General features: G+C 43.9%; 10 protein-coding genes. 2 read left to right on the top strand and 8 right to left on the bottom strand.

Annotation, left to right across the window (positions count from 1 at the left end):
- Nucleotides 1-101: 101 nt before the first annotated feature.
- The 8 genes from AB5Z01_RS05840 to AB5Z01_RS05805 form a co-directional block, all read right to left on the bottom strand.
- Nucleotides 102-1,349 (bottom strand): glycoside hydrolase family 10 protein, encoded by a 1,248-nt coding sequence (locus AB5Z01_RS05840; protein ID WP_368365377.1) that lies wholly within the window; start codon nucleotides 1,347-1,349, stop codon nucleotides 102-104.
- A gap of 206 nt (nucleotides 1,350-1,555) precedes the next feature.
- Complete coding sequence (gatB, locus tag AB5Z01_RS05835) at nucleotides 1,556-4,429, bottom strand: Asp-tRNA(Asn)/Glu-tRNA(Gln) amidotransferase subunit GatB (protein ID WP_353805444.1); 2,874 nt, start codon at nucleotides 4,427-4,429, stop codon at nucleotides 1,556-1,558.
- A gap of 14 nt (nucleotides 4,430-4,443) precedes the next feature.
- Complete coding sequence (gatA, locus tag AB5Z01_RS05830; protein ID WP_117856442.1) at nucleotides 4,444-5,877, bottom strand: Asp-tRNA(Asn)/Glu-tRNA(Gln) amidotransferase subunit GatA; 1,434 nt, start codon at nucleotides 5,875-5,877, stop codon at nucleotides 4,444-4,446.
- Nucleotides 5,878-5,917: 40 nt separating this feature from the next.
- Complete coding sequence (gene gatC, locus AB5Z01_RS05825) at nucleotides 5,918-6,196, bottom strand: Asp-tRNA(Asn)/Glu-tRNA(Gln) amidotransferase subunit GatC (protein WP_038671608.1); 279 nt, start codon at nucleotides 6,194-6,196, stop codon at nucleotides 5,918-5,920.
- A 197-nt stretch (nucleotides 6,197-6,393) separates the two neighbouring features.
- On the bottom strand, nucleotides 6,394-7,668 hold the full coding sequence (locus AB5Z01_RS05820; protein ID WP_038671606.1) for a diaminopimelate decarboxylase: 1,275 nt from the start codon (nucleotides 7,666-7,668) through the stop codon (nucleotides 6,394-6,396).
- Nucleotides 7,669-7,888: 220 nt separating this feature from the next.
- Nucleotides 7,889-9,667: an ABC transporter ATP-binding protein gene (locus AB5Z01_RS05815; RefSeq protein ID WP_287214608.1), complete on the bottom strand. Its 1,779-nt coding sequence runs from the start codon at nucleotides 9,665-9,667 to the stop codon at nucleotides 7,889-7,891.
- Nucleotides 9,668-9,683: 16 nt separating this feature from the next.
- Entirely contained in the window at nucleotides 9,684-11,441 is a 1,758-nt protein-coding gene (locus AB5Z01_RS05810) for an ABC transporter ATP-binding protein (RefSeq protein ID WP_368365376.1), read from the bottom strand.
- A gap of 15 nt (nucleotides 11,442-11,456) precedes the next feature.
- Nucleotides 11,457-11,912 (bottom strand): MarR family winged helix-turn-helix transcriptional regulator, encoded by a 456-nt coding sequence (locus AB5Z01_RS05805; RefSeq protein WP_022287282.1) that lies wholly within the window; start codon nucleotides 11,910-11,912, stop codon nucleotides 11,457-11,459.
- A 273-nt stretch (nucleotides 11,913-12,185) separates the two neighbouring features.
- Between AB5Z01_RS05805 and AB5Z01_RS05800 the strand changes: the two genes are divergently transcribed.
- Nucleotides 12,186-12,374 carry a DUF951 domain-containing protein gene (locus AB5Z01_RS05800; RefSeq protein ID WP_022287283.1) on the top strand — a complete coding sequence of 63 codons (189 nt, stop codon included), beginning with the start codon at nucleotides 12,186-12,188 and terminating at the stop codon, nucleotides 12,372-12,374.
- Between the two features lie 68 nt (nucleotides 12,375-12,442).
- Complete coding sequence (prfA, locus tag AB5Z01_RS05795) at nucleotides 12,443-13,522, top strand: peptide chain release factor 1 (RefSeq protein WP_368365375.1); 1,080 nt, start codon at nucleotides 12,443-12,445, stop codon at nucleotides 13,520-13,522.
- The last annotated feature ends 3 nt before the right edge of the window (nucleotides 13,523-13,525 follow it).

Below are 13,525 nucleotides of genomic sequence, written 5' to 3'. Positions count from 1 at the left end.
TAAAAAGAAATTTCAATAGTTTTTTGTTTACTTCCATAAATTTTATAATAATATATCACAATTTGTTTACATTTAACATACCATAATTTATATATCACATATCATTTTACAGATGTATCAAGTTTATCAAAAGCAATTTCGATACACTCCTGCTCCTGAACACCTCTATCACTGCCACCAAACAAGCTTGCATAGCCGTATACCGCCGCTCCTGCGTAGTTATAACTAACTACAGCATCATTTATCTGCCTGCCGATAATGCCGATATTTTCAGAAAATTCACTCTCGCTGTCTATCTTATATACCCCCAGACCTGCCACCAGCGTAACATCAGTTGTGCAGATATCAGCCCATTGCTGTAGGGTATCCTCATAAGGCTTGACAGAATTTTCATAACCGAAGTATATCTGCGGACAGATATAGTCTATATACCCCTCCTCACTGCACCACTTTTTCACATCAGCGTACATATACTCATAGTTATTTTCCATATTTCCCTGAGGTGAAACTCCCACCAGAATATCCTTATCCACTGCTTTTACCGCACTGTATATCTCCCCAACCATAAGGGAGATATTGTTCAGCCGCCATTTTGCCAGATCGTCAAACTCCGTCTGAGCCGCAAAGCACTGTGCGTCAAAGTCCTCAGCCGTTGTGGGATAAAAATAATCGTCAAAGTGTAAGCCGTCAATATCATAATTTTCTGCAAGCTCCGCCGCACCCTCTGCTATAAGCTGTCTTACCTCATCATAAGCAGGATCGAGCCACAAATGGCTGTCGTCATCAACCTGTTCCAGGTAGCCGTCGCCCTCGTCATACCACTTTTTCAGAAGAAAGCTATCGTCATAATTCTGAAAACATTCCTCATTCTCACACCTGAGAGGGTTTATCCATGCGTGAAAAGAAAGCCCCTTATCATGTGCAGTCTGTATCATTATATCAAGCGGGTCGAAGTCACTCTGCTCACCTGCCACGCCTGTTATATATCTTGATGCAGGATAAAGTTCCGAATCATATATAGCGTCCCCGAAAGGTCTGACGTGAACATACAGCGTATTACAACCTATGCTCAAAGCGTTGTCGCACGCCTGCGAAAAGTTCTCACGAAACTCCTCGGTACTTTTCCCGGTGAGCATATCAGCAAGGTCAATATAGGATATCCATATAGCTTTCTGCACAGTATAATTAAGCTTGTGTGACGTTTCCACATCAGTGTAGTTTTTCTCTCCGCACACAGGTATCACCGAAGCTTTTTCCATAGTCACAAGCCTGTCCCTCTGGGAATTTACCTCACCTCCGCAGGAGCAAAGGGTCAAAAAACAAATAAGTAAAGTAAGAATTTTTTTCAAGAATATCAGTCCTCCGAATAAGTAATCAATGAATTATACTATTCTTATTGGACAAATATTCTGCTTTTATACAGCCCCGACGTACCGACTTTTGCCTTATCGCAAAATCACATAAAACGAACATTCGATATGCCGACGACCTCAGGTCGCCCATACAAAAAAAGAACGGACAAACCTGCCCGTTCTTTGATAAACATATTTGCAGACTATGGAAGAAGTCTGTTGATATCTCTTGGGAACAGTGATGTTTCCCTGATGTTGTTCTTGTTAAGAAGCTTCATGAGAAGTCTTTCAAGACCGATACCAAGTCCACCGTGAGGTGGCAGACCATACTTGTGAGCCTCAAGATAGTTCTTGAAATCATCAGGGTCAAGTCCCTGAGCCTTCATCTTCTCTACCTGCTCGTTATAATCGTGTATTCTCTGACCGCCTGAGGTTATCTCAAGTCCTCTGAACAACAGATCGAACTTGTATGCTTCTCTTGGGTCTTCCCTAGAGTTCATTGCATAGAACGGAGGCTTCGATGATGGGAAGTGTGTAACGAAGATAAAGTCTGAATCGTACTTCTCCTTTGCATACTTGCCGAGGTTTACCTCGTCCTCAGGGTCAAGATCGAACTTCTTGCCGCTTCCCTCGCCGCCTCTCAGCAGTTCGATAGCGTCAGCAAACTTGATAGACGGAACTTCCTTTATCTCAGGAACGTCAGCGTCAAGTATCTTCAACTCGTTCTGATAGTTCTCCTTGATATACTCGAAAATGGACTTGAGCATTGCTATCTCCATTTTCATAACGTCATACATACTGTCGATATAGCCCATTTCAAAATCAAGACCGATATACTCGTTGATATGACGTGAAGTAGCGTGCTTTTCAGCTCTGTATACAGGTGCTATCTCATAAACTCTGTCAAAGAATGCCACAGCCATTTGCTTATAGAACTGCGGTGACTGGTTAAGGAACGCAGACTTACCGAAATAGTCAAGGCGGAAAATGTTAGCGCCGCCCTCTGCACCCTGAGCAACAATCTTTGGCGAGTGTATCTCAGTGAAGTTGTTTGCCTGCATGAACTTGTGCATACCCTGAACAAGACCCTCCTGGAGCTTGAATATAGCTCTCTCATAAGGGTTTCTCAGTGAAGCTGCACGGTTGTCAAGATTTACTTCTATTGTGCAGTTAAGTCTGCCCTGTGATATCTTCAAAGGAAGCTCAGCGGCGTTCGTTGAGATAAGCTTGATAGAATCAAGTTCTATTTCAAGGCCGTTGAAGTCCTTAGGATTTTCCTTAACGATACCCTTTACATTTACAAAGAAGCCTTCTCTCAGACCCTCGATAGAATCCTTGCAATTATCGGCAGAGTAAACTGTCTGTATAACGTCTCTCGAAGTTCTTACTACGATAAACGCAATGCTGCCCATGTTCTTTATTCTATGAACACAGCCTGAGAACTCAACTTCCTTGCCCATGTTAGCCTTAGCGTCAGCAATCATAAACTCTTTCTTTACGTCAGCCGTATCTATCATAAGCATTTTGCCGTCATTTTCAGGTACATACTTATCAGCGTTCTCATACTTTGTGAGCTTTGAAGTGTCGATAACGTTGTCCTTTACGTCCTCTTTCTTCTCATTGTCAGCAGCGGCACTTGCAGCGGCAGCTTTCAGCTTGCTTTCAAGAATTTCCTTGATTATCTTAGGTGTTGCAACGCCCTTGAGAGCCTTTGTACACTGACCCATGATAAAGCCGAATACCTTTGTTTCACCGTTCTTATACTGCTCTACCTGTGCGGCATTTGCGGCGAGTATCTCGTCAACGCCTGCCTCGACCTTTGCAGTATCTACAGTGATTATCATACCCTTGCTCTTTGCAATGTCCATAGGCTTGCCGCCCTCTTCTACCATTGCTCTGAACACGGTCTTAGCGTCGTTCTTTGATACCTTTTCAGTGTCAGCCATTTCAACCAGCTCAGCGAACTCCTCAGGAGTAAAGCTGATGTTGTTTATATCTATCTCACCCAGATTTACTCTTCTCATAAACTCGCCGAGAATGAACACAGCCACGCTCTTAGGATTGTTATATCTCTTAAGTGCATTCTCAAAGAAATCTGAGATTATCTTTGTTTGGATAAGCGTTTTTGCGTCTATCTCAGAAATACCGTATTCCTCAGTGTATCTCTTGAATCTGCTGCTTGGCATTTCAGGCAGCTTAGCCTTTATCTCATCAAGCTGAGCGTCTGTAAGGTTTACCTGAAGAATATCAGGCTCTGGGAAATAACGATAATCGTTAGCGTTTTCCTTTGTACGCATTGAAGTTGTCTTATCTCTGTTTGCGTTGTAACGTCTTGTTTCCTGAACGACCTTTTTGCCTGCTTCAAGAAGAAGCGCCTGTCTTTTTTCCTCATACTTGATAGCTCTGCCAACAGACTTGATAGAGTTGATGTTCTTTATCTCCGCACGAGTGCCGAACTCAGTAGCGTCAGGACGCATAAGAGAGATATTAACGTCACATCTCAGTGAGCCCTGCTCCATTTTACAGTCGCAAACGCCTGCATACTGTAAAAGCAGAGATATCTGCTCAACGAAAGCCATAGCTTCTTCTGCTGACGCTATATCAGGCTCAGTAACTATCTCGATAAGCGGGATACCGCATCTGTTATAGTCAGCCATTGAGATTCCGTTGAAAGCGTCATGAACGAGCTTACCGGCGTCTTCCTCAAGGTGGATATGGTTTATTCTGATGTTCTTCTTCTGACCGTTCACCTCGATAGGCACATATCCAGGACCTACGATAGGTCTGTAAAGCTGTGATATCTGATATGCCTTTGGCAGGTCAGGATAGAAGTAGTTCTTTCTGTCGAATACTGAAAACTTGTTGATACCGCAGTTAAGCGCATATCCTGCCTTTACAGCATACTCTACAGCCTGCTGATTGATGATAGGCAGAGTACCAGGCATACCTGTACATACAGGGCAGCATCTTGTATTTGGCGCACCGCCGAACTCAGCGGAGCAATTACAAAAGATCTTAGTTTTGGTAAGCAGCTCGGCGTGGATCTCAAGGCCGATGACCGTTCTCCATTTTTCCATTTGTCTTACCTCCCTTAAAGCTTTGGCGCAACAGGCTTGAAGCCCTTTTCGTATGCGTCGGCAGTCTTGATGATAGTTGCCTCGTCGAACTTTCTGCCTATAACAGACATACCGATAGGCATACCCTTGCTGTCATAGCCGCAAGGAGTTGATATTGCAGGCAGACCTGCGATATTTACTGTAACTGTGCATATATCAGCCTGATACATCTGAACAGGGTCGGAAGTCATCTCAGGGCTGTATGCAACAGCAGGAGTTGTCGGCGTAAGAATAACGTCGCACTTCTCGAATATATCGTTGTATTCTTTTCTTATAAGCTGTCTGAGAGCCATTGCTTTTCTGTAGTAAGCGTCATAATATCCGCTTGACAGGCAGTAGTTTCCAAGAAGTATTCTTCTCTTTACTTCCTCGCCGAAGCCCTCTGAACGTGACTTGATTATAAGCTCCTCATAGCTGTCGGCTGTGAGCGTTCTGTGACCATACTTGATACCGTCATATCTTGACAGGTTAGATGCAGCCTCAGCGCAGGCAAGAAGATAATAACAAGGAACAGCATACTTAAGCGACGGCATTGAACACTCGATAAGCTCAGCGCCCATTGCCTTATATTCCTCAGCAGCCTTTAAAACGGCAGCCTTTACCTCATCATTGATGCCCTCTGCATAGAACTCCTTAGGGAGTGCTATCTTCATGCCCTTCATTGACTCGCCTATCTTTGCGGTGAAGTCAGGCACTTCAAGCTTTGAGCTTGTGCCATCATGGAAGTCATAACCGCATATCTCGTTAAGGAGTATAGCACAGTCATGAGCGTCAAGACCGATAGAGCCTATCTGGTCAAGAGATGAAGCGAAAGCCACAAGACCAAATCTTGAAACTCTGCTGTATGTTGGCTTGATACCTGTTACGCCGCAGAAAGCAGCAGGCTGTCTGATAGATCCGCCTGTATCAGTACCAAGAGCAACAGGTGCAAGTCCCGCAGCGACAGCCGCAGCAGATCCGCCTGATGAGCCGCCAGGTACACGGTCAAGATCATAAGGATTCTTTGTCTTTGCAAAAGCGGAGGTCTGTGTAGAGCCTCCCATTGCGAACTCGTCCATGGAAGTCTTGCCGAGCATTACGATATTCTCAGCGTCGAGCTTTTCCATAACAGTCGCATTATAAGGCGGAACAAAGTTTTCAAGCATTTTTGACGCACAGGTGGTCTTTACGCCCTCTGTACAAATATTGTCCTTTACTGCCACAGGTATTCCTGTGAGAGCCTTTGCTTCGCCCTTATCGATAACGCCCTGAGCCTTTTCAGCCTGTTCCAGAGCCTTTTCCTCAGTAACAGTGATAAAGCTCTTTACCTTATCGTCATATTTCTTTATTCTCTCAAAATATGTCTGTGCAAGCTCTTTAGCGGAAATTTCCTTACTGTCAAGAGCCTTACGCATATCACGGATTTTCATTGAAGAAACGTCCAAATTTCACACTACCTTCCTGTTAAATTTACTCTACGACCTTAGGCACTACAAAGCAGTTGTTTGTATTCACTGCATTTGAAAGGACCTTTGAAGTAGGCATAGATTCGATGACCTCGTCTTTTCTCAGATCGTTGAGGTAAACATCATGATTGTCCTTGAGATCGTCATAGGTAATGTCGATTTCCTTTACGGTATCCATAAGATCAATAATATCAGTCATCTGCTCGGCTGTGGCTGCAAGCTCTTTATCGGAATATTCCAGCTTGCTAAGCTCTGCCAGATACTTGACCATGTTCAAATCCATATATAATCCCTGACCTTTCTTAATATTAAGGCAACGCCTTAGGTGCAAAAATACACCAATTCAATTTAATATTATACTACATCTCATACTATTTTGCAAGCAAAAATCACATAAATTCCGATTTTTTTAATATTTGCTCGCCAAACGCCAAAAAACAGCAAGACCCACAGAGAAATTCCCTGTGGATCTAAGCACCATTACTTATTATTCTTTGTATATTTATCGAAAATATCAGTGAAATCAAATGTTGCGAAATAGTCAGCTGGAGTTTCGGCACGTCTTATCATATCGAATGAGCCGTCCTCATGGAGAAGTATCTCAGCTGAGCGGAGCTTTCCGTTGTAGTTGTAGCCCATCGAGAAGCCGTGTGCGCCTGTGTCGTGGATAACGATGATGTCGCCTGTGTCTATCTCAGGCAACATTCTGTCGATCGCAAACTTATCGTTGTTCTCGCAAAGACCACCAGTTACGTCATACTTGTGGTCGCATGGAGCGTTCTCCTTGCCAAGAACTGTAATGTGATGATATGAACCGTACATAGCAGGACGCATAAGGTTGCAGGCACAAGCGTCAAGACCAACATACTCCTTATAAGTATGCTTATGATGTGTGCAGGTAGCAACGAGATGACCGAACGGAGCAAGCATATATCTGCCAAGCTCTGTGAAGATAGCAACGTCACCAAGACCAGCAGGAACCATTATATCCTCAAATGCCTTGCGAACGCCCTCGCCGATAGCGAAGATATCGTTCTGTGGCTTGTCAGGCTCATATGCTATGCCAACACCGCCTGAAAGGTTTACGAACTTGATGTCTGCACCCGTCTTTTCATGAAGCTCAACAGCAAGCTCAAAAAGTATTCTTGCAAGCTTTGGATAATAAGCGTTTGAAACAGTGTTTGAAGCAAGGAAAGCGTGAAGTCCGAAATGCTTTGCGCCTTTCTGCTGAAGTACCTTGAAACCCTCAAAAAGCTGCTCTCTTGTGAAGCCGTACTTAGCCTCGCCAGGGTTGTCCATTATCTGAGTTTCTATCTCGAAATGTCCGCCCGGATTGAAACGGCAGCAGATAGTTTCAGGAATACCGCAAAGGTCGTCAAGATAATCTATGTGAGTGAAATCGTCAAGGTTGATATAAGCGCCAAGCTCTCTTGCCTTGAGAAAATCCGCCTTTGGAGTTACGTTTGAAGAAAACATGATGTCGCTTCCGCTGAATCCGCAGCAGTCGCTCATCATAAGCTCAGTAAGAGAAGAACAGTCAACGCCGCAGCCCTCTTCCTTGAGTATTTTCAAAATGAATGGGTTAGGGGTAGCCTTTACAGCGAAATACTCTTTAAAGCCTTTGTTCCAGCTAAATGCCTTGTAAAGATCTCTTGCTCTCTGTCTGATACCCTTTTCGTCGTAGATATGAAAAGGTGTAGGATACTGCTTGATTATCTCCTCAGCCTTTTCCTTGGTTATAAATGGTGTTTTCATTATATATCAATCCTTCTGCAAATAATATATTTTATAAAAATACATATTTATCATACCATTTTAATACGGATTAGTCAAGTGAAATATCTGATTTTAAGAAATAAAATACGCTTTATTGTCATTTTTCAATACAGCCACACCACTGTCACACCCATTTTAGTAAAAAAAGCACAAAGCACACAGCCGTAAAAGCCGTGTGCTTTGCATATAAAAGCCTGCTTTATGAAGCCTGATCAAACTGGCTGTTATAAAGCTCGGCATAAAATCCACCCTTTGCCATAAGGGTTTCATGGTTTCCGCTTTCGATAACGTCGCCGTCACGCATAACAAGTATCAGGTCTGCGTTTTTGATAGTCGAAAGTCTGTGTGCGATAACAAAGCTCGTTCTGCCCTTTGTGAGCTTATCCATTGCCCTTTGGATAAGAAGCTCCGTTCTCGTATCGACAGAAGATGTTGCTTCATCAAGTATGAGCATAGGCGCATTCTGGAGCATTGCCCTTGCGATAGTGAGAAGCTGTTTCTGTCCTGCGGATATTGCCACGCTTTCAGAAAGCACTGTATCAAAGCCCTCAGGGAGCGTGTGAACGAACTTATCAAGACCGCAGGCTTTGCACACTCTTTCAAGGGACTCGTCGCTTATGCCCTCCATGTTGTAAACAAGGTTTTCTCTCACAGTGCCCTCAAAAAGCCATGTGTCCTGCAAAACCATGCTGAACATATTGTGGACAGTTTCACGGCTGAGCTGTGAGATAGGAGTGCCGTCTATGGAGATACTTCCACTGTTTATCTCAAAAAATCTCATAAGCAGATTTACCATTGTGGTCTTGCCTGCACCAGTCGGTCCAACGATAGCCACCTTCTGACCTGCCTTTACCTCTGCGGAGAAGTTCTTTATTATCACCTTGTCATGAGTATCAGGATAGCTGAAACGAACATTTTCAAAGCTTACGTTGCCCTTTACATCAGGAACTTCACTGCTCTTTCCGCTCTCGTCTGAAAGTTCCTCGCTTTCGATAAAGTCAAATATTCTCTGAGCTGAGGCGGAAGCTGTCTGCATATTTGTCATGCCCTGAGCTATCTGACCAAGAGGTGATGTGAAAAGTCTTACATAAAGAATGAACGATATTATTACGCCGAATGTGATAGTGCCGTTAAGGGCGAGCATTGAGCCGAAAACGCATACTGCAACGTATGCAAGATTGCCGATAACGTTCATAAGCGGCTGCATTATGCCTGACAGAAACTGTGACTTCCAGTTTGCGTTGTATACAGCTTCGTTAAGTCCGCCAAAATGTTTCTTTACATTATCTGCTCCACGGGATATCCTTACTACCTCGTGACCTGAATACATCTCCTCAACATAGCCGTTGAGCTTACCAAGGCTTTCCTGTCTGTCAAGGAAGTATCTCTGGGACTTTGACATTATGAAAACTATCAGGAAAAGTCCGAAGAATGTGATGAACAGTGAGATGAGTGCAAGTCGCCATTCTGTAACGAACATCATTATAAGACAGCCCACAAACTGTGCCGCTGCACTGATTATGGTCGGAAGACTGTTTGTAAGACCCTGTTGTAAAGTTGATACATCATTTGTGATACGGCTGAGTATATCACCCTGTGAATGTGAGTTGAAATACTTCTGTGGAACGCAGTTTATCTTTCTTGAAAGGTCGCTTCTCATTCTGTATGACATTTTCAGGGTGACTGTCGCCATTATATACTGCTGAATAAAGGTAAAAAGCGAGCTTGAAATATATATCGCTCCAAGGAAAATTCCTACCCTTGCCACCGCTTTAAGGTCAATGCCTGTCATAAGTCCGTCTGCTATAAGGTCGGTTATCTCGCCCACCTTGTCAGGTCCTATGATAGTCAGCACCGCACCAAGCGCCGCAAGAACCAATGCCACGGCAACGATACCTACACTGCCTTTCATATACTCTATTATTTTTTTCATAGCGGACGCCATTTCGCCCTTACTAGCCTTTTCGTATTTTCTCATTGTGAAGTCCCCCTTTCTATGCAAGCTCTGCCGCACTTAGCTGTGAAAGTGCTATCTCTTTGTATACGTTGCAGTTTTTCATAAGCTCCTCATGAGTACCCATGCCCACGGCTTCGCCACGGTCAAGGACTATTATCTTGTCTGCATGACGTATAGTGCTTATTCTCTGTGCAACGATTATCTTAGTTGTGTCCCCAAGCTTCTCGTTAAGACCCTCTCTGAGCTTTGCGTCTGTCTTGTAATCAAGGGCTGAGAAAGAATCATCAAATACAAGTATCTCAGGCTTTCTTGAAAGCGCTCTTGCAATAGACAAACGCTGCTTCTGTCCGCCTGAAACGTTTCTGCCCATTTGAGATATCATATGCTCTGTGCCGTCAGGAAGCTTATCCACAAACTCCTCCGCCTGAGAAAGCTCGATAGCGTTTTTAAGCTCATCGTCTGTTTCAGGTGCATCGCTTTCGCCGAAAAATACGTTTTCTCTTATACTGCCTGCAAAAAGCACAGCTTTCTGTGTGACATATCCAAGCTTGTCATAAAGGGTGTCAAACTTATAGTCCTTAACGTTCACGCCGTCCACAAGGACTTCGCCCTCTGTTGCGTCATAAAATCTTGGTATAAGGCTTATAAGCGTTGTCTTGCCGCTTCCTGTTGCACCGATTATGGCAAGGGTCTGACCCTTGTTTATCTTGAAGCTTATATTGCTCAGCTCGTCCTCAGAGGCATGAGGATATCTGAAAGAAACGTTTTTAAATTCCACAGTACCCTGCTCTCTTCCCTCGCTGACGCTGCCCTCTTTTATGTTCACGTCACGCTCAAGCACTTCGTTGATACGCTCTGCTGAGACCTGAGCCGCAGGCAACATCATGAATATCATAACGAGCATCATAAATGACATTACAACGTATGTGGCATATGTGCTGAAAACAACAACGTTGCTGAAAAACGTTATCCTGTCCTGAACAGCCGTCAGGGCTATCTGCTGGATAAGCACTGCACCAAGCCAGTAGATAGCAAGGGTCAGACCATTCATTCCGATATTCATAACTGGCATCATAAGTGCGAACATTCTCTGGTTTTTAAGCTGTGTGTTCATCATATCCTTGCTTGGAACATCGAACTTGTCGTTCTGATATTTCTCAGCATTGAAAGCATGGACAACGTTTATGCCTGTGAGATTTTCTCTTGCCACACGGTTTATTTTATCAGTTAGCTTCTGAACGATACGGAATCTCGGTATGCAGGTCGCCATAACTGCAAGAACGAATACGCATATCACCACAACGAACGCCGCAGTCACCGCTGAAAGCTCCCAGCTCTTGCCAAGTATCTTTATAACAGCCCAAACCGCCATGATAGGAGATTTTATTATCATCTGCAAGCCCATTGATATTATCATCTGTATCTGTGTGATGTCGTTTGTTGTCCTTGTTATAAGGCTCGGTATGGAAAAGTCCTGCATCTCCTCGCTGCCCATATCCATAACATGGTTGAACAGCTTTTCTCTTATTGTGTAGCTGAATCCTGAGGCAGTCTTTGCGGAAAGATAGCCGCAGACGATAGCAAGAGCGGCACTTGCAAGGGTACAGCCAAGCATTTTAAGTCCGACGTTCAGGATATCGGAAGTTTCACTGCCTGCCGTGTTGAGCATCATGGTCAGGTCAGTCATATAGTCAGGCAGCGTCAGGTCAAAATACACCTGTCCCAGCACCAGAAGTGCACAGAGAACAGCCATAAGCACCTCACGCTTGCCCATCTTTTTAAGCAGTTTTATCATAGTTGCTACCTCCTTCTACAAACATTCTTTAAGAATGCTGTCTATATTGTCGCTAACGATATGCAGGCATTTTCTGAAATGCGCCATGTCATCGTCCGAAAAGCCAGCGATAAGCTTTTGTGCAAACTTTTTCTGCAGCTCTCTGCCCTCTTTTATAACAGGCTGAGCCTTTTCTGTGCAGACCAGACGGCATTTTCTTCTGTCGCCCTTTACCGCCTGCCTTTCAACAAAGCCTGCTTCCACAAGCTTTTCTACATGGAAAGACACAAGTGCCGCCTTGATATTCCTATATCTACACACATCACCCGCTGTGTTGAACTCAGGATTGTTCGCAAGGAACATGAGCACGTCAAGCGCCGTCTTTGGCATATCGAGCTTTTTACAAAGGGGCTGCATGACTTTTTCATATGCTTCTGCAAGCTTCTTTGAATGATCGAACATATGCGTTGCTGTTGTCATATTATCGTTCATTGTCAAACCTCCAATATTAGATATTTCAATTTTGTACAATCTAATATTAACACTTTCCCATATGCTATTCAATGAACATTTTGTAAATTCAGCTTCTTACAATGTCATTTTTGTAATAATGCAACAAAAATCAAATATATGGACTATTATATTTGTACAGCAATAAAACCGCCCTCTCCGCTATTGCAATAAAGGGAGAAATGTGTTATAATAACGATGTATGGGCAGAGTATTCGCTCTGCTTCACCTTTTAAGAAAGGAAAGTGGTGCAAAATGGATATTGTAAAAGGCGATATTCTTGTAATGAAGAAAAGTCACCCCTGCGGCAGTAACAGAATGATAGTTCTGCGCTCAGGCATGGATTTCAAGCTGCGCTGCGAGGGCTGCGGACGAGAGTTCATGATAGTACGCAGCAAAGCCGAAAAGAACGTAAAAACTATTATCAGAGAGGCTGAGTCATAGCTATTCTCGCAATTTATGATATATAACAAATGTATGATATGAAATAAAAACGACAGGAGAATATAACTATGTTTGAAAAACTCAAAGCACTCGAAGATAAATTCAATGAAATAAACGAAAAGCTCATGCAGCCTGAAACTGTAAACAACACTTCACTGTATACGAGCCTTATGAAAGAATACAAGACACTTACGCCGATAGTTGAAAAGTTCGGCGAATACAAAAAGGCAAAGGCTGCCAATGATGAAGCTTTGGAACTTCTTGACGCAGGCGGAATGGATAAGGACTTCAAGGAAATGGTGCAGATGCAGCTTGAGGATTCCAAGGAAGATATGGCTAAGCTTGAAGAAGAGCTTAAGCTTCTCCTGCTGCCGAAAGACCCTAACGATGAGCGTAACGTCATCATAGAGATAAGAGGCGGAGCAGGCGGTGAGGAAGCTGCGCTGTTTGCAGGCTCTCTTTATAGAATGTATTCAATGTATGCCGCTTCAAAGGGCTGGACCATAGAAGTCATGAACGCCAACGAAACAGAGCTTGGCGGCTATAAGGAAATAACTTTCAGCGTGTCAGGCGATGGAGCTTATTCAAGACTTAAATACGAAAGCGGAGTACACAGGGTTCAGCGTGTGCCTGAAACTGAGTCACAGGGCAGAGTACACACATCTACCGTTACAGTTGCCGTGCTTCCAGAGGCTGATGAGGTGGAGCTTGACCTGAATGAAGAAAAAGACCTGAAAATAGACGTTTTCCGTTCATCAGGAGCAGGCGGACAGCACATCAACAAGACATCTTCCGCTATCAGAATAACTCACCTGCCTACAGGCATGGTAGTTGAGTGTCAGGACGAGCGTTCACAGTTCAAGAACAAGGAAAAGGCTCTGAAAGTTCTCCGTTCAAGACTGCTTGACCAGAAAGTTCAGGCACAGAATAAGGAGATCGCAGACAACAGACGTTCACAGGTAGGAACAGGCGACCGCTCCGAGAGAATAAGAACCTACAACTATCCTGAGGGAAGAATTTCCGACCACAGAATCGGTCTTACTATCTACAGACTTGAACAGGTGCTTAACGGCGCACTTGATGAAATAATCGACGCACTTGCAACAGCCGATCAGGCTGCCAAGCTTGCAAGTCAGGAAGAAGAATAAAAA

This window comes from Ruminococcus sp. RTP21359st1_H3_RTP21359_211015 (genome assembly GCF_040909065.1).
In the GTDB taxonomy this organism is placed as follows: Bacteria; Bacillota; Clostridia; order Oscillospirales; family Ruminococcaceae; genus Hominimerdicola; species Hominimerdicola aceti.
This window is presented reverse-complemented; position numbering and strand designations above follow the sequence as displayed.